24 protein-coding genes and 3 tRNA genes are annotated in these 23265 nt (G+C 69.7%); 16 read left to right on the top strand and 11 right to left on the bottom strand.

Translation table 11 applies throughout. The features are described 5' to 3' along the window. The first annotated feature begins 141 nt into the window (after positions 1-141). The gene (locus AC1MFI_RS04065; RefSeq protein WP_479819860.1) at positions 142-780 is read left to right on the top strand and encodes an SGNH/GDSL hydrolase family protein; all 639 of its coding nucleotides are present in this window, start codon (positions 142-144) and stop codon (positions 778-780) included. On the opposite strand, the gene AC1MFI_RS04060 is transcribed toward AC1MFI_RS04065, so the two are convergent. Next, on the bottom strand, positions 777-1529 hold the full coding sequence (locus AC1MFI_RS04060) for a hypothetical protein (protein ID WP_479819859.1): 753 nt from the start codon (positions 1527-1529) through the stop codon (positions 777-779). The two genes, AC1MFI_RS04065 and AC1MFI_RS04060, sit on opposite strands and share 4 nt — an antisense overlap. 220 nt (positions 1530-1749) lie before the next feature. Beyond that, positions 1750-2592, bottom strand: a complete 843-nt coding sequence (locus AC1MFI_RS04055) for a helix-turn-helix transcriptional regulator (RefSeq protein ID WP_479819858.1) — start codon at positions 2590-2592, stop codon at positions 1750-1752. Between the two features lie 49 nt (positions 2593-2641). On the opposite strand from AC1MFI_RS04055, the gene AC1MFI_RS04050 reads away from it, so the two are divergent. The 4 genes from AC1MFI_RS04050 (at position 2642) to AC1MFI_RS04035 (ending at position 4747) form a co-directional block, all read left to right on the top strand. Continuing rightward, positions 2642-2890 (top strand): SDR family NAD(P)-dependent oxidoreductase, encoded by a 249-nt coding sequence (locus AC1MFI_RS04050; RefSeq protein WP_479819857.1) that lies wholly within the window; start codon positions 2642-2644, stop codon positions 2888-2890. Then, a complete protein-coding gene (locus AC1MFI_RS04045; protein ID WP_479819856.1) occupies positions 2875-3069 on the top strand; it encodes a hypothetical protein in 195 nt (64 codons plus the stop codon). The genes AC1MFI_RS04050 and AC1MFI_RS04045 overlap by 16 nt, the downstream gene beginning before the upstream one ends. Before the next feature lie 64 nt (positions 3070-3133). Continuing rightward, entirely contained in the window at positions 3134-4387 is a 1254-nt protein-coding gene (locus AC1MFI_RS04040) for an amidohydrolase (protein ID WP_479819855.1), read from the top strand. A 45-nt stretch (positions 4388-4432) separates the two neighbouring features. Next, complete coding sequence (locus AC1MFI_RS04035) at positions 4433-4747, top strand: MmcQ/YjbR family DNA-binding protein (RefSeq protein ID WP_479819854.1); 315 nt, start codon at positions 4433-4435, stop codon at positions 4745-4747. 34 nt (positions 4748-4781) lie between these two features. On the opposite strand, the gene AC1MFI_RS04030 is transcribed toward AC1MFI_RS04035, so the two are convergent. The 6 genes from AC1MFI_RS04030 to AC1MFI_RS04005 all read right to left on the bottom strand — a co-directional run bounded on the left by AC1MFI_RS04030 (position 4782) and on the right by AC1MFI_RS04005 (position 11623). After that, positions 4782-5777, bottom strand: a complete 996-nt coding sequence (locus AC1MFI_RS04030; protein ID WP_479819853.1) for an acyl-CoA thioesterase — start codon at positions 5775-5777, stop codon at positions 4782-4784. Positions 5778-5844: 67 nt separating this feature from the next. Further along, entirely contained in the window at positions 5845-6891 is a 1047-nt protein-coding gene (locus tag AC1MFI_RS04025) for an alcohol dehydrogenase catalytic domain-containing protein (RefSeq protein ID WP_479819852.1), read from the bottom strand. A gap of 48 nt (positions 6892-6939) precedes the next feature. After that, on the bottom strand, positions 6940-8565 hold the full coding sequence (locus tag AC1MFI_RS04020) for a BCCT family transporter (RefSeq protein WP_479819851.1): 1626 nt from the start codon (positions 8563-8565) through the stop codon (positions 6940-6942). 329 nt (positions 8566-8894) lie between these two features. Further along, a complete protein-coding gene (locus AC1MFI_RS04015) occupies positions 8895-10118 on the bottom strand; it encodes an MFS transporter (protein WP_479819850.1) in 1224 nt (407 codons plus the stop codon). Positions 10119-10270: 152 nt separating this feature from the next. Beyond that, positions 10271-10588: a hypothetical protein gene (locus AC1MFI_RS04010; protein ID WP_479819849.1), complete on the bottom strand. Its 318-nt coding sequence runs from the start codon at positions 10586-10588 to the stop codon at positions 10271-10273. 114 nt (positions 10589-10702) lie between these two features. After that, positions 10703-11623 (bottom strand): AEC family transporter, encoded by a 921-nt coding sequence (locus AC1MFI_RS04005; RefSeq protein ID WP_479819848.1) that lies wholly within the window; start codon positions 11621-11623, stop codon positions 10703-10705. A gap of 265 nt (positions 11624-11888) precedes the next feature. Between AC1MFI_RS04005 and AC1MFI_RS04000 the strand changes: the two genes are divergently transcribed. The 5 genes from AC1MFI_RS04000 to AC1MFI_RS03980 all read left to right on the top strand — a co-directional run bounded on the left by AC1MFI_RS04000 (position 11889) and on the right by AC1MFI_RS03980 (position 16786). After that, positions 11889-13163 carry an Nramp family divalent metal transporter gene (locus tag AC1MFI_RS04000; protein WP_479819847.1) on the top strand — a complete coding sequence of 425 codons (1275 nt, stop codon included), beginning with the start codon at positions 11889-11891 and terminating at the stop codon, positions 13161-13163. Positions 13164-13195: 32 nt separating this feature from the next. Then, positions 13196-13537 carry a thiamine-binding protein gene (locus tag AC1MFI_RS03995; RefSeq protein WP_479819846.1) on the top strand — a complete coding sequence of 114 codons (342 nt, stop codon included), beginning with the start codon at positions 13196-13198 and terminating at the stop codon, positions 13535-13537. Between the two features lie 45 nt (positions 13538-13582). Beyond that, on the top strand, positions 13583-14119 hold the full coding sequence (locus tag AC1MFI_RS03990; RefSeq protein WP_479819845.1) for an N-acetyltransferase family protein: 537 nt from the start codon (positions 13583-13585) through the stop codon (positions 14117-14119). A gap of 13 nt (positions 14120-14132) precedes the next feature. Then, positions 14133-14945, top strand: a complete 813-nt coding sequence (locus AC1MFI_RS03985) for a spermidine synthase (RefSeq protein ID WP_479819844.1) — start codon at positions 14133-14135, stop codon at positions 14943-14945. Positions 14946-15055: 110 nt separating this feature from the next. Next, positions 15056-16786: a cation:proton antiporter gene (locus tag AC1MFI_RS03980; protein ID WP_479819843.1), complete on the top strand. Its 1731-nt coding sequence runs from the start codon at positions 15056-15058 to the stop codon at positions 16784-16786. A gap of 31 nt (positions 16787-16817) precedes the next feature. On the opposite strand, the gene AC1MFI_RS03975 is transcribed toward AC1MFI_RS03980, so the two are convergent. Further along, positions 16818-18269, bottom strand: coding sequence for an NCS2 family permease (locus tag AC1MFI_RS03975; RefSeq protein ID WP_479819842.1), 1452 nt, complete (start codon positions 18267-18269; stop codon positions 16818-16820). A gap of 151 nt (positions 18270-18420) precedes the next feature. On the opposite strand from AC1MFI_RS03975, the gene AC1MFI_RS03970 reads away from it, so the two are divergent. Further along, entirely contained in the window at positions 18421-19038 is a 618-nt protein-coding gene (locus AC1MFI_RS03970; protein WP_479819841.1) for a copper resistance CopC family protein, read from the top strand. Between the two features lie 13 nt (positions 19039-19051). On the opposite strand, the gene AC1MFI_RS03965 is transcribed toward AC1MFI_RS03970, so the two are convergent. After that, positions 19052-19705 (bottom strand): FAD-dependent monooxygenase, encoded by a 654-nt coding sequence (locus AC1MFI_RS03965; RefSeq protein ID WP_479819840.1) that lies wholly within the window; start codon positions 19703-19705, stop codon positions 19052-19054. Between the two features lie 262 nt (positions 19706-19967). On the opposite strand from AC1MFI_RS03965, the gene AC1MFI_RS03960 reads away from it, so the two are divergent. Further along, positions 19968-20981, top strand: coding sequence for a universal stress protein (locus AC1MFI_RS03960; protein ID WP_479819839.1), 1014 nt, complete (start codon positions 19968-19970; stop codon positions 20979-20981). A gap of 512 nt (positions 20982-21493) precedes the next feature. On the opposite strand, the gene AC1MFI_RS03955 is transcribed toward AC1MFI_RS03960, so the two are convergent. After that, positions 21494-21865 (bottom strand): metallopeptidase family protein, encoded by a 372-nt coding sequence (locus tag AC1MFI_RS03955; protein ID WP_479819838.1) that lies wholly within the window; start codon positions 21863-21865, stop codon positions 21494-21496. A 199-nt stretch (positions 21866-22064) separates the two neighbouring features. On the opposite strand from AC1MFI_RS03955, the gene AC1MFI_RS03950 reads away from it, so the two are divergent. From AC1MFI_RS03950 to AC1MFI_RS03935, 4 genes are all read left to right on the top strand, one after another. Next, positions 22065-22137, top strand: a tRNA-Glu gene (locus AC1MFI_RS03950). 85 nt (positions 22138-22222) lie between these two features. Further along, a tRNA-Asp gene (locus tag AC1MFI_RS03945) sits at positions 22223-22296 on the top strand. A gap of 72 nt (positions 22297-22368) precedes the next feature. Continuing rightward, positions 22369-22444: transfer RNA gene (locus tag AC1MFI_RS03940), tRNA-Phe, on the top strand. A 236-nt stretch (positions 22445-22680) separates the two neighbouring features. Then, positions 22681-23184, top strand: coding sequence for a hypothetical protein (locus AC1MFI_RS03935; RefSeq protein WP_479819837.1), 504 nt, complete (start codon positions 22681-22683; stop codon positions 23182-23184). Positions 23185-23265: the final 81 nt, after the last annotated feature.

The raw sequence follows: 23265 nt of genomic DNA, 5'->3' as shown, positions 1-23265 counted from the left end.
GATGTCCTGTCCGTTCCCGCAGGGCCGCTGGTCGCCCTGTCCTTGTACTCCATCCTGCCCTCCCGTGCCACCGGGTGGAGGACTGGCTTCACGGTCGAGCTCCCGGTGACGATGGTGGGGTCGGCCTGACCAGGAGGGTGCATGGGACACGTGGTGCTGCTCGGGGATTCCATCTTCGACAACGGACGGTACGTGGACGGTGGGCCCGACGTCGTCCGGCAGGTGCGCGGGGCCCTGCCGGAGGGCTGGAGGGCCACGCTGCTGGCGGTCGACGGCGACGTCACCTCCGGCGTGGCCCGCCAGCTCCGCTCGCTACCGCCGGACGCCACCCACCTGGTGGTCAGCGTCGGCGGGAACGACGCCCTCGGCTACCAGCATCTGCTGCAGCGGCCGGTGCGCGGCGCCGCCGAAGCGCTGCTCGCCTTCTCCGCCGCGCAGCAGGACTTCGCGCAGGGCTACGCGGCGATGATCGACGGCGTCGCAGCGGCAGGCCTGCCTGTCGCCGTCTGCACGATCTACGACACGCCGTCGTCGGAGCCGGGCCATGCCGTCATCCGCACGGCGCTTTCGTTCTTCAACGACTGCATCACGCGTGCCGCCTTCGCCCGCGGCGTGTCCGTCGTCGACCTCCGGCTGGTGTGCGACGACGACGGCGACTACGCGAACCCGATCGAGCCCTCGGTGCAGGGCGGGGGCAAGATCGCTGCGGCGATCTGCGCGTTCCTTCTGCCCGGTCCCGGCGTGCGGAGATCGTCGGTCATCGCCGGCACCGGTAGTTAGCCGGCGGGTCGCAGCGACGTGATCATCGTCCTGATGTCCTGGTACTCCGCCGTCTCCATGTAGGCATGGGGGGTGTCGACGTGCTGGGGCTTCCCGGGGTAGATCTCGTAGGGGTCGTAGACGCCGCCGAATGCCGCTCCCGACGGCGGCCAGGTGAAGAAGTGCGAGATCGGGCAGGCCGACCCTCCCGTGGGCTCCGGCGCCGACGTGATGCCGTAGGCGAGGGTGGACGCGGCGACCGGATCCGGAACGGCCGGGTCGGTCCGCCCCTCGAAGGTGAACCTCGGTGTGCCCGAGTCCTGGGCCAGTGCCGGAAGTGCCTGGGAGTCGAGGAGCGCGTACGGGAGTTCCGCCGGGCAGACGGCCCCCGTGACGAGGTTCGTCCGGAGGGTCGCCAGCTGCCTGCCGGCGGGGTCCGCGACGACGACGGAGATGCCGCCTGGCGGTGTCTCCGGTGCGTCGGTGACCGTCCAGTCCGCCGGATGGTCGAAGGCCAGCGTCCCGTCCGTCGTCGTGTACGTGGTCCAGGTGCCGTCCGCAGCCGGTGCGGTGGACGGATCCGGGGACTCTGCGGCCGGTGCGGTGGACGGCGCCGGCGGGGCGGCTGATTCCGCCGTTGACGTGGCGGCCGCGGGCTGGGCCTCCGGTGTGCTGGAGCTGCCGCCGTCGGTGCCGGCGCAGGAGGAGAGAAGGACAGCGAGGCACAGTGCCCCTGTCGACACCAACACCGGGGTGGCTGAGGTACCCATGGTTACTCCTTTGTATCGTGGGTTGACCGCTCCATGGTGGCGCCCGCGTGCTGGACTCACCAGCGCCGCAACAGGATCGTTGTAGGTCCCACGGATCGTTGCTGATCCGTGTGCGCACCGTGACCGCGCGGTGATGGGAACGTGATGCTGCGGCCCTGAAGGACCCCCGCGGACGGCAGCAGGCCGGGTTCCCCCCCGCGCTGGGCACCGCCCGCGGTGCCTAGCGCCCCGTGGTCTGCCGGGCCGCGAGGATGCCCAGCAGCTGCAGCTTCTCGTGGCCCTCCGTCCCGTGGGGAGCCGTCAGGACGAGCAGCGACTGCGCCTGGTTCTCCGTGAACAGCACCTGGCAGTCCACCTCGATCTCGCCCAGCTCGGGATGGACGAGCGTCTTGTGGTCGTCGAAGCGGCTCCGCACCTCGTAGTTGCTCCACACCCGGGTGAACTCCGTGCTCTCCGCGAGCAGCGCGTCCACGAGCTCCTGGCCGCGGACCGCCGACGCGACCGTGCCGAGGGCCGCGCGCAGGGCCGCCGCGCGCACGCGCGACTGGTGGGCATGATCGCGCTCCGGATAGGTCCGTCGCTCCACCGGGTCGGTGAACCACCGGTAGTAGGAGCTCCGGGCGAGGCCTTCATGCCGCCGGCCGTCCCCCAGGAGTTCGACCGCCAGCCGGTTCTGCACGAGGGTCTCCGCGAGGCCGGACATCACCAGGGCGGGTGTGTCCTCGAGTCGATCGAACACGCGCATGAGGGCCGGGCTGACATGGCCGGAGGAGTGCAGGCGCCGCGGAGGGCGCTGGCCGGCGAGGAAGAAGAGGTGGTCCCGCTCATCGAGGCTGAGCCGCAGGCCCCTCGTGATGGCCAGCAGCATCTGGTCGGAGGGCTGTGGGCCTCGACGCTGCTCCAGGCGCGTGTAGTAGTCGGTGGACATCCCGCACAGCACGGCCACCTCCTCGCGCCGCAGTCCCGCCGTCCGCCGTCGTGCGCCCGGTATCAGCCCCACGTCGTCGGGTTGCAGTGCCTCACGGCGGGTGCGCAGGAAAGCGGCCAGGCCATCGCGGTTCATGCGTCCATCATCGTCCCTCGGGGAAGGACGGAACAGGGACCGCCGATCCGTGGATAACGGCTCCTCTCCCGGTCCCATCCGGCTGATCAGCGCGTTCCTGCCGCAGCTCGAGGGCCGGGACCGCGCGGCCATCGTGACCGTCACCTCGGGCCTGGCCTACGTGCCCCTGCCCCTGGCGCCCACCTACAGTGCCACGAAGGCTGCCATGCACTCCTTCGCCGACGGCCTCCCCGTGCAGCTCGCAGCCACCCCCGTGCAGGTCAGCGAACTCGCGCCGCCCTGGTGCGTACCACCCTGATGGGCAACCAGGACAACGAACACGGCATGCTCCTCGAGGACTTCCTGGACGAGACCATGGCACTCCTCGGAACCGACCCGGACGCTGAACAGATCCTCGTCGAGCGGGTCAGGCGCCAGCGCTTCGCCGAGGCCACCGGGCAGTACGCACAGGTGCTGGCGAGCCAGAGCGCGCTCTAGGCAGTCCTCTCCGGCGCAGGGACGGCAGGGTGCGCGGCGCAGGGGGTATGCGTAGGGTCGGAGGATGCAGCCCGACCAGATCATCGCCCTCCGCCGCCGCTTCCATGCCCACGCCGAACCCGGGTTCCTCGAGTACCGGACGGCGTCCGTGATCCTCGCGGAACTGGCCCATCGGGGCGTGCGGGCCACCACCGGAGCGGACGCCATGGACGTCGGGCGCATCGCCCTGCCGCCCACGCAGGCCGAGAAGGACGAGTGGGGCCGGAGGGCCGTCGAGGCGGGCGCGGCGCCCGACGACGTCGCCTACTTCCAGGAGCACGGGACCGCCGTCATCGCGGAGCTCGACGGGAACCGGGACGGCCCGACCTGGGGCCTGCGGGTGGACATCGACGCCCTGCCCGTCGACGAGGAGACCGACGGAGGCCACGCGCCGGTGGCCGGCGGCTTCCGCTCCACGACGCCCTTCATGCACGCGTGCGGACACGACGGGCACGCCGCGATCGGGCTGGCGCTCGCGGACCGGCTGCGGGACGGGGACTTCCCCGGCCGCGTGCGCATCATGTTCCAGCCCGCCGAGGAGGGCGTCCGCGGCGCGCAACCGATGATCGACGCCGGAGTCACGCGCGGCATCGACCGCATGCTCGCCGTCCACCTCGGCGGGGACCTGCCCACCGGGACGGTCGTCGGTGGGGTCACGGATGCGATGGCCACCACGAAGTGGACGGCGCGGTTCGAGGGCGAGGCAGCCCACGCGGCGGCCTCCCCGGAGAAGGGACGGCACGCGCTCGCGGCCGCCGCTCAGGCGACCCTCGCGATCCTCGGCCTCACGCGCTTCGCCGCGGCCGACACGCGCGTCAATGTGGGGACCTTCCACGCCGACGGCAGCGCCAACATCATTCCCGCGCTCGCCACGATCACCTACGAGACGCGGTCGACGTCGAACGCGGTCCTCGAGGACCTCAACCGCCGCGCGGAGGCCGCGGTTCAGGGGGCAGCGCAGATGTACGGCGTCGCCGCGGCCACGAAGGCCTACGGTCGGGCCGCGGCGTCCCAGCCCGACGACGCGCTGCTCGACGACGTCGCCCGCGCGGCGGGCGGCATGCAGGCCATCAACGCCTTCACTCCCAAGGGCACCTCCGGGGGCGGTAGCGACGACGCTCACCTGATCATCCGCGACGTGCAGGACGCCGGAGGGCTCGGCACGTACATCTTCGTGGGGGCTTCCAACCCCGCCCCGCACCACCATCGCCGGTTCGACCTCGACGAGGACGCCCTGGTCATCGCCGTCGACCTGCTCGAGCGGCTTTTCCGGGGCTGACCGAAATCGCTGGACGGCCTCCGTGCCCGGTGCGATGGTTGGTTGATGGTCACCGAAGACGACGTACGGTCCGTGTGCCTCGCCCTGCCCGGCGCCTCCGAACGGCTGAGCTGGAACCGGCCCGCCTGGTTCTCGCGGACCCTCTTCGCGCGCATGTGGGACGACACCGTCCTGACGGTCAAGACCACCGAGCGGGAGGCGCTCCTCGCGACGCAGCCCGGCGCCTTCCTGATCCACCCGCACCACGAGCAGTACGGGTCGCTGGTGCTCGTGCGGCTCGGCCGCATCGGCCAGGACGAGCTGACCGAACTCGTCGGGGAGTCCTACCGGATCGCAGGCGAAAGGGCTCGGACGAGATGATCCCGGAGCGGATCCGCCGGGACCCGTACCTGCCTCACCCGGCGTCGGGGACCGCCCTGAGGTGGGTCGGCAGGACGCTCCCGGGAGCGCCGCTGCGGATGAGCTGCAGGGTGCGGGCGTGCTCGTGGAGGCGCTGGTCCTCCTCCGAGCGCGGCACCCAGGACGGCACGGGGACGGCTGTGCCCTCCGCGTCCCGCGCCACCATGACGGTGAGGCACGTGGTGGTGAGCTCCATCTCCCGTGACCTCGGGCTACCGGAGCGCACGTGGACGGCGACGTGCATGCCCTTGTGCCCCGTGTACACGAGGCGCGCTTCCACCTCGACCACGTCGCCGATGCGCAGCGGCTTGATGAACCGGACGCCGCCCGAGAACACGGCGACCGTGTCGAGCCCGCAGTAGCGCGTGGAGCAGACGTACGCGGCCTCGTCTATCCAGTCCATGACCGTACCGCCGTGCACCTTCCCGCCCCAGTTCACGTCGGTGGGGGCGGCGAGGAACCGGAGGACCGTGCGTTCCGCGGTCCCCGCCTCCGTATATTCCTGACGGCGCATCTCCTCGACGATCCGCTTGCGGACGTCGATGCGTGCCACGGCATGGGCGCTCGCCAGCCGTTCGGCGTCGGATCGCGGCTCGAAGGCGGGAACAGGCACGGGTTTGCCGTCAGGCCCGACCGCCACGAAGATCACGAGGCACTCGCTGCGCTTCCCGCCGTCGTTCCCGGACACCGAGCCGGAGGAGACCACGGTGCGGATGTGCATGGAGGACGTGCCGGTGTGGACGATCGTGGCTTCCACCTCCACGAGGTCGCCGACGACCACCGGGTCGGCGAAATGGATGTTCCCCACGTAGGCCGTCACGCAGTAGGTCTTGGCCCAGCCGACCGCCGCGGCATAGGCGGCCTTGTCCACCCATTCGAGGACGGTCCCGGCGTCCACCGAGCCGCTGTGCCCGAGATCCGTCGGGGAGGCGAGGAACCTCAGGGTGACCGAATTGGACGGCGCATCAGCGGGGGAGGAGGAAGCTTCCATGACCCAGTATCACCATGTCGGCGGCACAACCGTCAGTGCGGCCCGGCCCGCGGTTTCGATCCGGCGGTCAGCACGACGCGACGTCGACGACGGTCACCCCGCCCGCCGAGCGGTCCTCGGCCATCGCCAGGAGGGCCTCCGGCACCTCCTCGAGCGGAATCCTCCGTTCGATGAGCTCCTGGGGGCGGAGTTCGCCCGCGGCCACGAGGTCCAGCAGGCCAGGGTAGTCCTGCGCCGGCATGCCGTGGCTGCCGAGGACGACGAGTTCCCTGCCGATGACCGCACCCATGGGGATCACCGGATCCGCCGGGAAGAGCCCGATCTGCACGTGCCGGCCGCGGGGGCGTAGCGACAGGATGCCGACGGCGGCCGTCTCCTCACGCCCGAGGGCATCGACGGATACATCGACGCCCGACGGCGCTGCCTCGCGCACGGCCTCGAGGACCGCGGCCCGGGTCAGACCGGACGAATCGATCGTCTTCGTGGCACCGAAGCGCGCGGCGCGCTGCAGCGCCGTGGTGTCGACGTCGACGGCCACCACCTCCGCGCCCAGGGCGGCGCCGATCATGACGGCGCTCAGCCCCACGCCGCCGCACCCGACCACCACGAGCGACTCCCCGGCAACGAGGCGCGCCTGGTGCACGAGCCCGCGGTAGGACGTGGCGAACCGGCACCCGAGGAGCGCGGCCGCACCCGCATCGAGGGAAGCCGGTACGGAGATGAGGTTGGTGTCGGCGTCATGGAGGGCCACGAGGTCGGCGAACGAGCCCCAGTGGGTGAAGCCGGGCTGCGTCTGGTTGCGGCACACCTGGCCGTTACCCGAGATGCACTCGGGGCAGTGGCCGCACGCGCAGACGAAGGGCGTGGTGACGCGGTCGCCCACACGGAAGCGGTGCACGCCGACACCGAGCGCCGTGATGGTGCCCACGAGTTCGTGGCCGGGCACGTGCGGCAGGGAGATGCCGTCGTCGTGCCCCAGCCACCCGTGCACGTCGCTGCGGCACAGGCCCGTCGCCTCGACGCGGACGACGACGCCGCGGGGTGACGGAACGGGCTCGGGAACGTCCCGGAGGACGGGGCGGGCGGAGAACTCGTCGAACCAGACAGCGCGCATCGCACCATTCTGCCCCGCGGGTTCCCCGCCCGGCACATCCACTCGGGGTCAGGACCTCGGCTGGGCTGCCCTTCGCACCACGCGGGAGCCCGTGCGTCGTGCGCCGGTGATCAGCGGGTCCTTGGAAAGGTCCATCATGAGGGCCACGCAGAGCCCGATCATCACCAGCAGGAACGGGGCTGCGGCGATGATCGTCAGCGTCTGCAGGGCCTCGAGGCTGCCCACGGACAGCAGGATGGCTGCGACGCCACCGGTCAGCGCGCCCCACAGGATGGTGAGCCACTTGCGCGGGACGGCCGCGCCGAAGGAGGACAGCGATCCGAGCACGATCGACGAGGCGTCGGCACCGGAGATGAAGAAGACTGCCACGAGGATGACCACGAGGATCGACGTGACCGAGGCCAGTGGATACTCGGCGAGGAGGGCGAACATCGCCGACTCCTGGCTCTCCGCGTTCGCCGCCGCGATGTCCACTCCGTTGTCCTGCAGGTTGAGGGCAGAACCGCCCCACACCCCGAACCAGAGCACGCTGATGACGCTGGGAACGGCGACGACTCCGATGACGAACTCCCGGATGGTGCGCCCGCGCGAGATCTTCGCGAGGAAGGAACCGACGAAGGGGGTCCATGACACCCACCACGCCCAGTAGAAGATGGTCCACGCCGCGAGCCATGCATGGCCGCCGAAGGCGCCGGTGCGGGAGGACATCTGCGGGAGGCCGATCAGGTAGTTGCCCGCAGAGGCCGGGATGAGTTCGAGGATGAAGACGGTGGGTCCCACGACGAACAGGAAGAACAGCAGGGCCAGGGCCAGGATCATGTTGCCGTTGGAGAGCCACTTGATGCCGCGGCTGAGACCGCTGACGGCGGAGACGATGAAGCAGACGGTGAGGACGGCGATCAGGGTGATCTGCAGGGGCAGGCTGCTGCCCACGCCGAAGACCTCCGTGAGCCCGCCGTTGATCTGCAGGACGCCGAGTCCGAGGGACGTCGCCGAGCCGAAGAGGGTGGCGAAGATCGCGAAGACGTCGATGGCGCGCAGCGCCTTGGGCGCGGGACGGCCGCGGAAGAGGGCGGTGAAGGCCCCGCTGAAGCCGGTGCCGCGACCCTTGCGGAACGCGGAGTAGGCGAGCGCCAGGCCGACGACCGCGTAGATGGCCCACGGGTGGATGGCCCAGTGGAACAGCGTGTAGTTCATGGCCTGCTGCGCCGCTTCCGGGGTACCCGGTCCGACGCCGTCGACCGGGGGCGTCAGGTAGTGGGAGATGGGCTCGGTGACGCCGTAGAACATGAGCCCGATGCCCATGCCGGCGCTGAACATCATCGCGATCCAGGACGCCCTGGAGTACTCCGGCTTCTCGCCGTCCTTGCCGAGGGGGATCCGCCCGTACTTGCTGAAGGCGAGGAAGAGCGCGAAGACCACGAAGCCGGTGGCCGTCAGCACGAAGGCCCAGCCGAAGTTCTTCACGAGGCCGTTCAACAGGGAGGTGGTGATGCTCGAGAAGCCCGTGGGGAAGATGACGGCCACCAGCATCAGCAGGATGACGATCGAGAGTGAGACGAAGAGGACAGGCTTGTCCAGCGCAGCCTTCACGGGCGCCTCTCCTGGAGGGACCTCGAAGGGCGTGTCCTCGCTGGGCGGTGATCCTTGAATGGGCTCGGTGGAATTAGACATAGGGCTTAGGGTACGCGGGGGGTGCCGGACGGGTTCCGGTGACTTCCGGTCCGAGGAGTCCTTGTCGGAGCTCCCGGCAGGTGGATCGCGCTCGCACCCCCGGCGCCGTGAACCCGATGATGCGCAGCCGCGGTGACAACCCCTGTTCGCCGCCCCTACGGCGATCCGGCCCTGGTGCAGCGCGTCCGCACCTCCCCCGCGCGGCGCAGTGCCGGACGTCGGCGAGGGAGCCGCCCCGCGGACCTGCAGGCCACCCGCCAAGCGGTCCGGATGTGACCAATCCCGCACTCCTGGAAGCCGGACGGCGCAGGAATGGCGCCGCCCCGGGGTCAGCCGGCCCTGAGCCGGTGGCGCTCCCGGCGGTCCGTCACGGTATCTGTGGCGAGGCTCAGACCGAGCCCGACGGCGACCAGCAGGATCATCACGAACGGGAGGACGTCGAGGCCTATCCCGTCGAGCAGGAGCCCGCCGAGGAGGGCGCCGCCGCCGATGCCCACATTGAACGCCGTCGTCTGCAGTGCGGCCGAGAGGTCACGCATCCGGAAGGATGCCGTCCGGAGCATGCGGGTCTGCAGCATCGCAGGTATGCCGCCGAAGGCCGCGCCCCACACGATCACGGCGATCAGGACCACGACGGTGTTGGTGGTGGCGAGGGCAAGCGTCAGGACGGCGGCCATGACCACCAGGACCACGCCGACGAACGCCTTGCGGGGGAAGCGGTCGGCGGCGTAGCCGGCTCCGACGAGTCCGATGATGCCTGCGCCGCCGTAGAGGAAGAGGACCAGCGCGATCCCGCCCGGCGCGAAGGACGAGACGTCCGTCAGCCAGGGGGCGATGTAGGTGTAGAACGTGTTCTGGCCGGTGAGGATGATGAGGATCACGGTGCACAGCAGGAGGACGGCCTTCAGGCTCGGATCCCGGTGCAGCGGAACGCGCTCCTCGCCGGCCTTCGCTTCCACGTGGTGGTTGACCGGTGGGAGGAACTTCACGATGACCAGGGCAAGGACGGCGACGACCACCCCGATGATGGTGAAGGCGGCACGCCAGCCGAGCGCGTTGCCGATCGCCGTTCCCACCGGGACTCCGAGCACGAACGCCGCCGTTCCTCCGCCGGCGGTGATGGATACGGCCTTGCCCAGCTGGTGGGCCGGGACGAGGTGCGCGGCGTAGGCGGCGACCACGGCCCAGAACAGGCCGTGCGCGAGTCCGCCGAGGATACGCGCGGCGACGAGCACACCGTAGGTCGGTGCGACGGCCGCGATGATGTTCGCCACCGCGATCACCAGCAGTACGACGACGATCAGGGATTTCCGTGAGAACCGCTGGGTGATGGCGGCGAGCGGGGTGGTCGCGACGACGACGGTGCCCGCGAAGATCGTGACGAGGTAGCCGGCCGTCGAGAGGCCGACGTCGAGGTCCCGGGCCATGGCGGGCAGCAGGCCCGTCGGCAGGAACTCGCTCGTGACGGAGACGAAGATCGCTCCAGCGAGGGACAGGAGTCCGATGTAGGGAAACGGTGCGGCAGTCTTCACCGGCAGGGAGGAAACAGACAAGGGGTACCAATCATGGGGATTCCGGCGGACATAGCCCCGGCTGCACCGTTGGAGTCCGAAAGGGCGTGCTGCGGTCAAGCCTAGTGAAGGCGTCGACTACTGCCTCAACACTGCGGCTCCCCATGACATTCCGGCTGTGCGGATTCCCCGCCTCAGAGACGGGCCTGCCCGTGCCCGCCGACCTGCCGGTCCGACTCCCCGGCGTCGTCCCCGGCAGGGGACTCCTCCGTGTCGTCCCCGCCGTCATCCTGCTGCGGGACGAGCGTGAGGCGGGGCCCGGCGTCGCGGCCGTCGAGTTCGTCGTCGAGTTCGTCCTTGCGGAACGCGGTCTCCGCGTCGACCTCGCCGGTGGTCGCGAACTCGTGGTCGATCTCCCGGTGGACCTTGCTGTTGAGGACCTCGACGTCCTCGTCCCGGAGCCGGCCGAGGTCTGCGGGGAAGGGTTCTTCGGGGGAGATCCTGCTGTTCATGGCCATCCAATCTACGGGCCGTGAACTGCACGGCGACCGTCTGAATGGTAGGGGTCCGCGACGGTGGTGACAAGCAGGGTGCTGACGGCCCTCCGCGCGGGCGGCGGAGGCCGATCAGGTGAGGAGCGCCGCGACCACGATGAGCGCCGGGATGGCGAGGACGGAGGAGAGCAGCACGGTGTCCCGGGCGAGGGTGGTTCCGCGCCCGTATCTGCTGGCGAACATGAAGACGTTCTGTGCCGTGGGCAGGGCGGATACGACGACGGCGCCGAGCAGCCTCTCGCCGTCGAGCCCGAAGAGGAAGCGGGCGATCAGGTAGGTGGCCACCGGCATGAGGGCGGTCTTCAGGGCGGTTGCCGCGAGGACCTGCAGCCGGTCCGGGCTGGGCTGGAGCGGGCGGCTGCCGGGCAGGGACATCCCGAAGGAGATCAGCACCATGGGTACGGCCGCGCCGCCGATGAGCGCCAGGGAGTCCCAGACGGGGGCCGGTGGCCGGAACCCGGTGGCCGAGACCGCGACGCCCAGCAGGGACGCGATGATCATCGGGTTCCGGAAGGGCTGCGTCAGGACGGCGCCCACCGAGGGTCTCCGACTGGACGTGAGATCGAGGACCGTGAGGTAGAGCGGAGCCAGCAGCAGCAGCTGCACCAGGAGTACGGGCGCGATCAGCGTGGCGTCGCCGAGTGCGTAGACGGTGATGGGGATGCCGATGTTGTTCGCGTTCACGTAGGACGACGCCATGGCGCCGATCGCCGTCTCGGCCGCTGCCCTGCGGAACAGGAACCTGCCGATCAGCACGTAGAGCCCGGCGATGGCGAGGGAGGAGAGGAGCGCGATCGGCACGTACTCGGAGAACACCGACGCGAGGTCCGCATCGGCCAGGACGGTGAAGAGCAGGGCCGGGTTGGTCACGAAGAACGCCACCTGGTTGAGTGTGAAGCCGGCCTGTGGCCCCCCGATCACGAGGCGCCCGGCGATGTACCCGACGAGGATCACGGCACCGACGACGGCGAATCCGCCCAGCAGTCCGAGCATCCGTTCCCTCCCCCCGCGGGCGGCCGCCCTGGTGCGCCCCTAAAGAACCTAGTGCGTCCTCCGGCCTGCGGAAGGACGCACCGGGCGTTGCATGCGCCAGGTTACGGCGTGCGGCGCGGCTCCGGAGTGGAAGCCGGCGCAGGCGTCCGACGGAGATCGTGACGTGGACGGGGGACGGAGTGGTCGTGTCCGCCGACCGGCCGGAACTGTTCAGGGCCCTTGCTAAGCTTCCGACGGGATCATTCCGACTTCGAGGGGGCAGACAGTGGCTGAGGGTGCGCGGGCGGACGTCGAGGGTCTCGAGAAACCGAAATGGCGGATCGTCGGGCCCGGACTGCTGGCGGCGGCGACCGGCGTCGGCGCGGGCGACCTCGTCGCCACCCTGATCGCGGGGAGCCAGTACGGGTACGCACTCCTATGGGCGGCGGTGATCGGCTGCGTCCTGAAGATCATCCTCGTCGAGGGCGTCGGCCGCTGGTACCTCGCCACGGGCAAGACCATCTTCCAGGGCTGGCGGACGCTCGGCGTCTGGACCAGCTGGTACTTCGGCCCGTACATCGTCATCTGGGGCTTCGTGTACGGCGCGACGGCGATGAGCTCGACGGCGTTGCCCCTCCAGGCCCTCTTCCCTGCGGTCCCACTCAACGCCTTCGCGGTGGCGTCGGGCCTGATCGGCCTCGCCCTGGTGTGGTTCGGCCGGTACGGCCTCTTCGAGAAGATCATGACGATCATGATCGCCATCATGTTCGTCTCGGTGGTCGGGTCCGCCGTCCTCGCCCTGCCGAACATCCCGTCGATGCTCACCGGGCTGGTGCCCACCCTTCCCGCGGGCTCCGTCTTCTACGTCCTGGGACTCGCCGGCGGCGTCGGAGGGACCATCACCCTCGCGGCCTACGGCTACTGGCTGCGGGAGAAGGGATGGAACAGGCCCAAGTGGATGAACGTCATGCGGGTGGACAACTCCGTGGCGTACACCGTGACCGGCATCTTCGTGATCTGCATGCTCATCCTGGGCGCCGAGCTGCTCTACACCGCCAACATCTCCCTCCAGACGGGTGACCGCGGACTGCTCGACATGGGCGCGGTGCTCGAGGACCGTTACGGCGTCGTCTGGGCGAAGGTCTTCCTGGTCGGTTTCTGGGCGTCGTCGTTCTCCTCGCTGCTGGGCGTCTGGCACGGTGTGAGCCTCATGTTCGCCGACTTCTGGGCGAACTTCCGCAAGAAGGCGGACGACCTCTCCGATGACGACGCCCCCGGCGCCACCAGCAAGCCGGCCCGTGCCTACATGCTGTGGCTGACCATCCCGCCCATGGTCCTGCTGCTCATCGGACGCCCTTTCTTCCTGATCCTGCTCTACGGGGTCCTCGGCTCCCTCTTCATGCCGTTCCTCGCCATCACGCTGCTCGTCCTGCTGAACAGCACCCGCCTCGCGAGCCAGTGGCGGAACAAGTGGGTGTCGAGCGTCTTCCTCGCGATCACGACCATCGTGTTCCTCGTCCTCGGCGCGAACGAGCTCGTCAAGGCGGTCGCCGGAGGCTGACCCGCGGTGGGTGCGCGTGCCAGACTGGGGGCATGCTCGTAGCCTTCAGCGTCGCCCCGTCCGGATCCTCCGATCTGTCCCGCGAGAACCCCGACGGGTCGGTGCACGACGCCGTCGCCGCCGCTGTCGCCGTCGTGCGTGAATCGGGCCTGCCGAACTCCACCGACTCGATGTTCACCACCATCGAGGGTGAGTGGGACGAGGTCATGACTGTCGTGAAGAACGCCACCGAAGCCGTGGGCCGCTACGGGAGCCGCGTCTCCCTCGTGCTCAAGGCGGACATCCGGCCGGGCCGCACGGGCGAGCTGACCGGCAAGGTCGAGCGCCTCGAAGCCGCGCTCGCCGAGCAGGAGCAGTTCGAGGGCCATTCCTGACGCGTTCGGGCGCACTCGGTGGCCTCGGGACACTAAACTGGCGTGGTGACACAGCCCCTGCTGACGCTTCCCTACCTGATCCGGCCGGCCACGGTGGACGACGCCGAGGCGTACGCGCGTACCCACGTGGCGGGGTTGCACGAGACGTACGAGCAGATCATGCCGCAGGAGTACCACGAGTTCTACGACGCCGAGCTGCCCGGCATGATCGAGCGGCGGCGGGCGGCCTTCGAGGAGGCGGAACGGACGCCCGGCAGCGCGCGGAGCTGGCTGGCGTTCGACGAGGATGGTGCGGCCGTTGCCGTCGCGACGTCGGGCCCGGGACGTGACGAGGACCGCCCCGACTTCGAACTGCACCACATCTACACCCTCCGCTCCACGCACGGCACCGGCCTGGGGCAGCGCCTGATGGACATCGCGATCGGCACACGGGCCGCCTACCTCTGGATCCTCAACGACAACCCGCGGGCCGAGCGCTTCTACGTCCGCAACGGCTTCGAACCGGACGGCACCTCGATGCTCTGCGGTCCCACCTGGCACCACAAGCCCATGTTCCGCATGCACCGCCCCGACCAGGGATGAGGGGGCACACCTGATGGCGAAGGCGGCGGGGCCGCGCCCCGAGATCGGCGAGTTCCCCATCGACACCGGGACGTGCGAGCTCGAACCCGACCCGTACAACCCGAACGGCTGGGTGCTTCGCATCAACGGCGTGCCGAGTTCCCACATCGACCTGGCGGATCCGCTGCAGCTCGACTTCGAGTACATGCGCTGGATCGCCTCGCTCGTCGACTCCCGATGGGCGGCGTCGGATCGGCTCCGGGTGCTGCACCTCGGCGGAGGGGCCTGCTCGCTCGCACGCCGCTTCGCCGCGTCCCATCCGCAGTCTCGCCAGGTCGTCGTCGAACTCGACGGGCGGCTGGCCGAGCTGGTGCGGTCATGGTTCGACCTCCCACGGGCGCCGCTCGTCCGGATCCGTGTCGGTGAGGCCCGCGCCGTGACGGAGTCGCTGAGCGAGGACAGCCGCGACCTCGTCATCCGGGATGTCTTCGCGGGCGCGGTGACTCCGGTGCCCCTGACGACGCGGGAGTTCACGCAGGCTGCCAAGCGCGTCCTCGCCGCCGACGGCGTGTACGTGGTCAACTGCGGCGACAGCCCGAATCTCGCGATGGCCAGGCGTGAGGCCGCCACGATAGGGGCGGAGTTCGCCCACACCGCGGTCATCGCCGACCCCGCCATGCTCAAGGGCAGGCGCTACGGCAACGTCATCATCGCCGGGAGTGATGCGCCCCTGGGCCAGGACCCGGGACTGGCCCGCGAACTGCTGGGCGGGGGCGTCCCGGCGCAGCTCTGGCAGGACGCCCGCGTGCGGACGTTTGCGACGGGCGCCCAGGTCCTCACGGACTGACGGCGCCGGGACTGCACCCTTCACCGGCTTGATCAGGTGTCCGCGTCAACCCGCCCGCCGGGTGCGGACAGGTCGCGTCCGGGGCCACGGGCCGCCACTAGGCTTGAAGCGTGGAACTGGGACTGCTGGGCATCATCGGGATCGCGGTCCTCGTGGGCGTTGCCGTGCTCTCCAGGCGGGTCGGGGTCGCGGCCCCGCTGATCCTCGTCGTCGTGGGCATCGGGCTCTCCTTCGTGCCCGGGGTGCCGAGCTTCAGCATCCCGGACGAGTGGATCCTGACGGGCATCCTGCCGCCCTTGCTCTACGCAGCGGCGATCAAGACCCCCGTGACCGACTTCCGCCGGAACTTCACCCCCATCGCGAGCTTGTCCGTTGCGCTCGTGGTCGTCTCCGCCCTCGTCACGGGACTGCTCCTCCATGCCCTGCTGCCCGGTCTCGGCCTCGCGGCGGCGATCGCGCTGGGCGCCGTCATCAGCCCGCCCGACGCCGTCGCGGCCACCTCGATCGGGCGCCGGCTCGGCCTCCCACCGCGGCTGCTCACGGTGCTCGAGGGCGAGGGACTGGTCAACGACGCCACGGCGCTCGTGCTGCTCCGCAGTGCCATCGCGGCGTCGGCCGGAGCCCTGACGGGCTTCGGCTCGGCAGTGGGCGACTTCGCCTTCGCCGTCGCGGGTGCCATGCTCGTCGGCTACGCCGTCGGGGTGGTGACGGTCTTCATCCGCGCCAAGCTCGACGATCCCGTGCTGGACACCGCGCTGTCGCTCGCCGTGCCCTTCATCGCCTTCATCCCTGCGGAGGAGCTGGGCGCCTCGGGGGTGCTGGCCGTGGTGGTGGCGGGCATCTACACCGGCCACCGCAGCGCGAGCCACTTCGACGCACGAGCACGCATCAGCGACAACGTGAACTGGCGGACGGTGCAGTTCCTGCTGGAGAACGGTGTCTTCCTGCTGATCGGACTGGAGCTCCGGGGCTTGCTGCAGAACGTCGACGAGTCGCAGCTGACGATCGGTCGGACGGTGCTGATCGGCCTCCTCGCGACGCTCGCCCTGATCGTGCTGCGTTTCCTGTGGGTGTTCCCCCTCGTGCTGCTCATGCGGCGGCTGCCCAGCAGGGCGGAGCGCCGGTCGCTGCAGCTGCGCCGCGGGCTCGCCCGCCTGAAGCGACTGCGCACCCTCGATGCGCGGCAGGAGCGGCGGCAACGGGCCCTGACGAGGATGTACCAGCTCCGTCAGGCGGACCTCGACCTCGAGCGGCGTGAGGGGTTCGGCTGGAAGGGCGCGACGGTTCTCGGCTGGTCCGGGATGCGCGGCGTGGTGACGCTGGCGGCGGCGCAGTCCCTGCCTGAATCGTTCGCCTACCGTGAGCAGCTGGTGCTGATCGCGTTCACCGTCGCCGTCACCACGCTCCTGGTGCAGGGCAGCACCCTGCCCGCGCTGATCCGGGTCCTCAGGATCGAGGGGGTCGACGTCGACATCGACCGTGAGGAGTCGGCCACGCTGTTCGACGAACTCCGAACCGAAGGGCTGCGCGTGCTCGATGATCCGCAGTCGGTGGTGGGCGAGGACGTCGACGTGGATCAGGACGTGCTGGACCGTGTGCGCACGGACACAGGCATGCGGTCGGAGGTCGAGTGGGAGAAGGCCCGGTTGCCCGAGCAGAAGCTGGTGCGCTCACCGCACCGCCAGTACCGCGACCTCCGCCTGGCCGTCCTCGAGGCCGAGCGGCAGGCACTGCTCGCGGCCCGGGGGCGCGGCACCTACTCCTCGCGCGTGCTGGCGAAGGCGCAGCGCATCCTCGACGTGGAGGAGGCCCGCCTCCGACCGCGGGGCGGCTCGTCCTAGCTTCCGTCGGCCCCCGCGGGCTCCGCCGCGATCAGATCCCGAGGAGCTCCTCGATGGGCCCGATGCCGAAGAAGACCACGAACGCCGCGGCCACGGCCCACATGAGGGGGTGCACTTCACGTCCGCGGCCCTGGATTGCACGGATCAGCACGAAGGCGATGAAGCCGGCGCCGAGGCCGTTGGCGATCGAGTAGGTGAACGGCATGAGCGTGAAGGTGAGGAAGGCCGGGATGGCGACACCCCAGTCGTCGAAGTCGATGCGTCCCACCTGAGCAACCATCATGAAGCCGACCACCACGAGGGCCGGAGCGACGGCTTCGAAGGGTACGAGGCTGATGAGCGGCGTGAAGAACATCGCGAGGAGGAACAGCAGTCCCGTCACCACGTTCGCGAGGCCCGTCCGGGCGCCCTCACCGATGCCCGCGCCCGACTCGACGTAGATCTGGTTGGACGACACCGAGCCTGCGCCACCGGCGACAGCCCCGAGGGCGTCCACCACGAGGACGCGGTTGACGCCGGGGATGTTGCCCTTGGCGTCGACGAGCTTCGCCTCGTTCGCGAGACCCACCATGGTGCCCATGGCGTCGAAGAAGATGCTGAGGAGGATCGTGAAGGTCAGCAGGACGGCGGCCGTCCCACCGAGGTGCCCGAAGGCGCCGAAGAGGCTGACGTTGCCCACGAGGCTGAGGTCGGGAACGCCGATCCAGGAGCCGCTGGGCAGCTCCGGAACCACCAGGGACCAACCCGCGGGGTTCGGTTCCTGGCCCGGGGAGACGCTGGGGCCCACGTTGACGACGGCTTCGAGGATGACGGCGAGCACGGTCGCGGCGAGGACGCCGATGAGGATGGCCCCACGCACCTTGCGGACCACCAGGGCGATGGTCAGGATCAGGCCGAAGACGAAGACCAGGGTGGGCCAGCCGATCAGGACGCCGCCGAAGCCCAGACCCACGGGCACGGTCGTGTTGGCGACATCCGGCACGCGGCGCACGAAGCCCGCGTTGACCAGGCCGATCAGGGCGATGAACAGGCCGATCCCCACGACGATCGCGGTCTTGAGGCTCTCGGGCACGGCATTGAAGACCGCGGTCCGGAAGCCGGTCAGCACCAGCACCAGCATCGTGAGGCCGGCGAGCATGACCAATCCCATGATGTCCGGCCACGTCAGTCCGGGGTTCGTCGCCACGGTGATGGCCACGAAGGCGTTGACACCGAGACCCGTGGCGAGGGCGAAGGGATACCTGGCCCACGCACCCATGACGATGGTCAGGATGCCGGCGACGAGGGCTGTCACGGCGGCGACGCGTTCGAAGCCGAGTTCGGCTCCCGACGAGTCCGCACCGGCCAGGATGAGCGGATTGAGCACCACGATGTAGCTCATGGCGAAGAAGGTCGCGAGGCCGCCGCGGATCTCGCGGGAGAACGTCGACCCCCGTGTCGTGATGTCGAAGTAGCGATCCAGCACGGAACCGGTTTTGAGCATGGGAGGTCCTAGGGCGGAAGGGGCGGGGAGCAGTCGCAGAGATTCTATCCCGGCGGTCCGCGGTGGGCGTTTCGTGACGTTCGTCCGGGCTCCCCGGGGCGGACCGCCCCGTCCCAGCGCCCGGTCAGGGTCTCCGCGTAGGGTTGGGGACATGGCTGCCCTTCCCCTTCCGCCCGCACTGCGCACGTCCACCACGCGCCGACGTCGTCCGGCCCGCCCCGGCGTCGCCGCCCTCACCGCCGTCCTGCTGGCGTTCGCCATGCTCCTCGGCGCAGGTGGTGCCGCGACCGCGCACGATGCCCTCACCGGGACCAATCCGGCAGAGGGCGCCGAGCTCGAGGTGCTGCCGCCGAGCCTCGAGCTCACCTTCACGAACGTGCCCTCCGGGATCGGCGCTCAGGTGCAGGTCCTCGACGAATCAGGCGTGGACTGGGCGGACGGGCCGGTCGGGATCGTCGACCGCACCGCGACCCAACCCCTGCGCGTCGGTGCTCCCGCGGGGGAGTACACCGTCAACTGGCGCGTCGTGAGTTCGGACTCGCATCCCATCGAGGGCACCTTCGCCTTCACCACGCTGCAGGGCTCGACGACGGCCCCCGACTCGGTGAGTACCGCAGGCCCGGTGGATACGCAGGAAGCGCCCTCCAGCGAGACCCAGACGGCCGGGATCAGTGATTTCCCCTGGAGCATCCTGCTGATGATCGCGGCCCTGGTGGCCATCGCCGTCGCACTCGCCTTCACGGCGCGCAAGCGGCTCGCGGGCAAGTAGCGGCCCGCCGCGGTCACGCCCCCAGCGGCGAGACTGCTGCGCGGGGCGGGGCGATGCGGTTGAGGGCGGCAGGCCCCTGGGCGACGATGGCGTCACTGACCAGCTTCGCCTGCCGCACGATCTCGCGCGTGGTGGGAGTGAGCAGCTCCCCGACACCGACGAGGTGCAGGCCGATCGCCCGAAGCGCCGCCTTGAAGTCCCGGCCGATCGCTATGCCCATGGAGCGGAGGAACTTCCGCAGCTCGTTCTGCGGGTACTTCGTGAGGACCACGTGATCGGCCAGGAGAACCCCGTCGGCCGTCTGCACCGCCCACTTCTTGCGCCCCACGGGACCCTTGATGAGCTTGGGGTGTCCGATGATGCTGAGGTGCTCCGCCACGGTGGACTGGCGCACGTCGAGGTGGTGCGCCGCAGCGTACCCGCGGAGGAGCCGCATGAGCTCGGTGCGTTCCGAGAGGGAGACGGAGTCCGTCATGACGGTCCGCATCGCTCCGGAGTCGGAGCACTCGAGGCTCTCGACGACGATCGAGTCGATGCCGCGGCGGCTCAATTCACTGGCGACGGCCAGCCCGGACAGCCCCGAACCGATGACCACGGCGCTCGTATGCTCTGAGGATGCGGGCATCGCGAACGCAGAGCGGGCCGGGTCGAGCGGCAAGGAATCCACCGAGTTACCTCCACACGAAGCATTGGTCCCGTACGGCCCGGCGCCTCTTCCGGGCCGTACGGACTCTTGATTGCGAACGGGTCAACCAAGAGCACTACGCACAGGGGCAGCCCATGAGGCCTGCCCCCGCTACGGGTCATCGAAGCCTATATAACTTTTCAGACCATGGATAGGCCGCGGATGGACCGGGGACCGCCGGTGCGCTACAAATGGTTGACCGGCCGCTTCAGGCGGTTGGACATGCGACCGAGGGAGGCCTGCCGTGGGCAGTGGACACGTAGAGGGTTCGTCGCAGGGGCTGGCGCAGCACGGCATCGTGGTCGGCGTGGACGGGTCCGATCAGAGCACGTGCGCCCTGCTGTGGGCGGCGCGGGAGGCGGAGCGGCGGCGTGCTCCGCTGTACGTCGTGACCGCCTACACCGTGCCGGTCTTCGCGGCGTCGAGCATGGATGCCGGGTACGCCACCGTGGACGACGACGTGATGCGTGAGAGCGCGCAGTCGATCCTGAACGAGTCGCTGGCACGGCTCGAGGGCATGTCGGTGGACGTGCACCCCCGGGTCGAGGCAGGTGACGCAGCCGGCGTGCTCCTCGACTTCTCCGAGGAGGCCGAACTCATGGTCGTGGGCTCACGGGGTCGGGGCGGATTCGTCGGCCGCCTGCTCGGATCGGTGAGCAGTGCCCTGCCCGCACATGCCAAGTGCCCGACGGCGGTCATCCCCGTCTGCACGGGCGCGCGCCTCGGTCATCCGGAACTGGGCAGGAAGCAGGGCAAGGACAGGCCCGCCGCCACGGTCGAACCTGTGGTGGTGGTCGGTGTCGACGGGTCGGAGCAGGCACGGATGGCATCCCTCGCGGCGGCCGAGGAGGCACGCTCCCGCGGGCTGGCCCTCCGCGTCATCTGCTCGGTTGCGCCCTTCAACGGCTCGCTCGCGTGGGTGCCGGCGCCCGTCGACCGCGAGGCGCTCCATGCAGACCTCGCCATGCAGCTCGCAGCCGGTCGTGACTGGCTCCAGAGTCATTTCCCCGATGTGGATATCCGCGTGGACCTCGTCGACGGACCCCCCGCCGAGGTCCTCATCGAGGCGTCGGCGACATCGGAGCTGCTCGTGGTGGGTACGCGCGGCCGCGGCGGGTTCGCCGGGATGCTGATGGGTTCGACCAGCCAGGGCGTCCTGCACCACGCCCGCGGGCCTGTGCTGATCGTGCCCGACAAGGCGGATCCGCGGCTCGAGGACCGGAGCTCGTTCGGTCCGATGATCGCTCCGAACCGCTAGGAGCACGGGCCGCTGCCGGCGGTTCTGCGACCGACCCCTCCCGGAGGTGCCGGGGCGGTCAGGCGTGTCCGGCCGAGGGATTGGGAGGCCCATGCCGCCCATCTGGGCGAGGTCCGTGACAAGGATGCCCTGAGCGGGATCGAGCGCGTTGACTTCCCCGTTGCCGCCCATGGAGATCGCGACGTGCCAGAGGTCGGCACCGCTGCCCCAGGACACCAGGACACTAGGACACCAGGACACCAGGACACCAGGTCGCCCGGCGGGATCTGCGAGAGCGGGATGTGCTGCACCGCGAAGGACTGCTGTGCGGCGGTGGGCCGAAGCGACACTCGGGCAGAGGCGAACGCCTGCTGCGTGAGCCGGAGGTGCAGGGACGGGCCGGACAGGAGCCAGGACAGGCGCGGTCTGCACCGGCGCCGGCTGGACACGCACCGGCAGCGCAGGCACTCGCTGTACAGGAGCGGGGGTCATCGGGACGGGAGGTGCCCGGGCTTCGGGCGCGGCGTGTCGCCTCAGCTCCAGCCGAGCTCATGCAGCCGGTCGTCGTCGATCCCGAAATGGTGAGCGACCTCGTGGACCACCGTCACGAGGATCTCCTCCACCAGTTCGTCGCGGGATCGGCACAGTCGCATGAGGGGGCCGCGGAAGATGCTGATGCGGTCCGGCAGGGAACCGGCGCCCCACCAGGAATCCCGCTCGGTGAGCGGTGTTCCTTCATAGAGCCCCAGCAATTCGGTGTCGGCGGCCTCGCCCGGAGCCGGCTCGTACTCCTCGACCACGAGGATGGCCACATTGTCCATGGCGCGGGCGAGGTCGTCGGGGATCCTGTCGATCGCATCGTCGACGGCTTCCTCGAACTCTTCGCGCGTGATCTCGAATGGCACGCACTGATCGTACCGACCGGTGCCGTGCCCGCCGTCGAGGTGCCTCCCTCCGCTCGTCCGGCGTCCGGACGGAAGCCCGCGCCTACGATTTTGTGTATTCGAGAAACTGCCCCTATAGTTTTATAGGTCCACGCCAGGGAATGATCCACCGGAAATGCTCGCATGCCGGGGGGTCGCAGGAACCCGAACTGTGGTCCGGGCCCCCATCGTCTAGCGGCCTAGGACACCGCCCTTTCACGGCGGCGGCACGGGTTCGAATCCCGTTGGGGGTACGCAGGAGATGCCCTCACGGGCGGTCAACCGGAGTGAAAAGTGCTGGTAGGCTGGAACTCTTGCAAAAGGCAAGGAAGTTAGCAAGGCCCTGTAGCGCAGTTGGTTAGCGCGCCGCCCTGTCACGGCGGAGGTCGCGGGTTCAAGTCCCGTCAGGGTCGCTCAGGCGACTGGATTCCCTCGGGGGATTCCAGTCAGGCTGGATACGGTGATCATCCTCGAGATGGTCGCAAGGCTCTGTAGCTCAGTTGGTAGAGCGTTCGACTGAAAATCGAAAGGTCACCGGATCGACGCCGGTCGGAGCCACCACCGAAAACCCCGCAGTTCCCCACGGAGCGCGGGGTTTTTTCGTGTCCCCTCCGTCGTCCTCACAGACAATGCCGTGGTTCGGCCCGTAGCATCGCGGCAGATGCGGACTCCTCCTGGGGCACGCGCCCCGATCATCGGGTCCTCCGCGGTGCAGGTGCCCCGGGGAACCATGCGGGAGAGTAGTTGTGATTCGAAGCGTTGATCTCCCGGCACCATACCGAGACGAAAGGGCATCAGTGAGACTCCTGCATTCCGCTGCCGGCCTCTGTGCGCTCACGGCCATCCTTGCAGGATGCAGCCAGGGATCCTCCGCCCCCGCGGAGACCATGCTCACCATGCCGGTCAACCCGTCGGTGGAACCGACCAGCCCTGGCGGTCCGTCCGAGGAGTCCCTGCCCGCGGATCCCGAAGGGGACGTCCGGGACGATGAGCAGCCAGGCGACCCACCTGCCGCGGACCCGTCCGAACACTGCGTCATCGTCGCAGGTGGTGTCACCACCTTCATGCTCGCGCCGCTGAGCCTCCGCTCCACCTCCGATCCCGCAGAACTCGTCGCGTTGGAGCAGCAGATCCTGAATCTGCGGGACAGGGTGCCCGCGGACCTCCACGACGACTTCACGACGCTCTCGTATTCCGTCGAAGCACCGCCCAAGGGCTCCGGCACTTTCGACGAGAAGGCCTTCCGGCACGCCATGGTGCCGGTGCAGGAGTGGCTCGCCCGGCACTGCACCCGCTCCTGACACCACGGCAGCGCCGCGCCCACCACGGGCAGCGTCCGCATCTGCCCTGCCGCCCGGTCGCCGCCGAGGTGGCTTAGGCTG

This window comes from Arthrobacter sp. BC5, from assembly GCF_056680255.1.
Note: the sequence above shows the minus strand (reverse complement) of the source record. Positions and strands in the feature narration are given on the sequence as shown.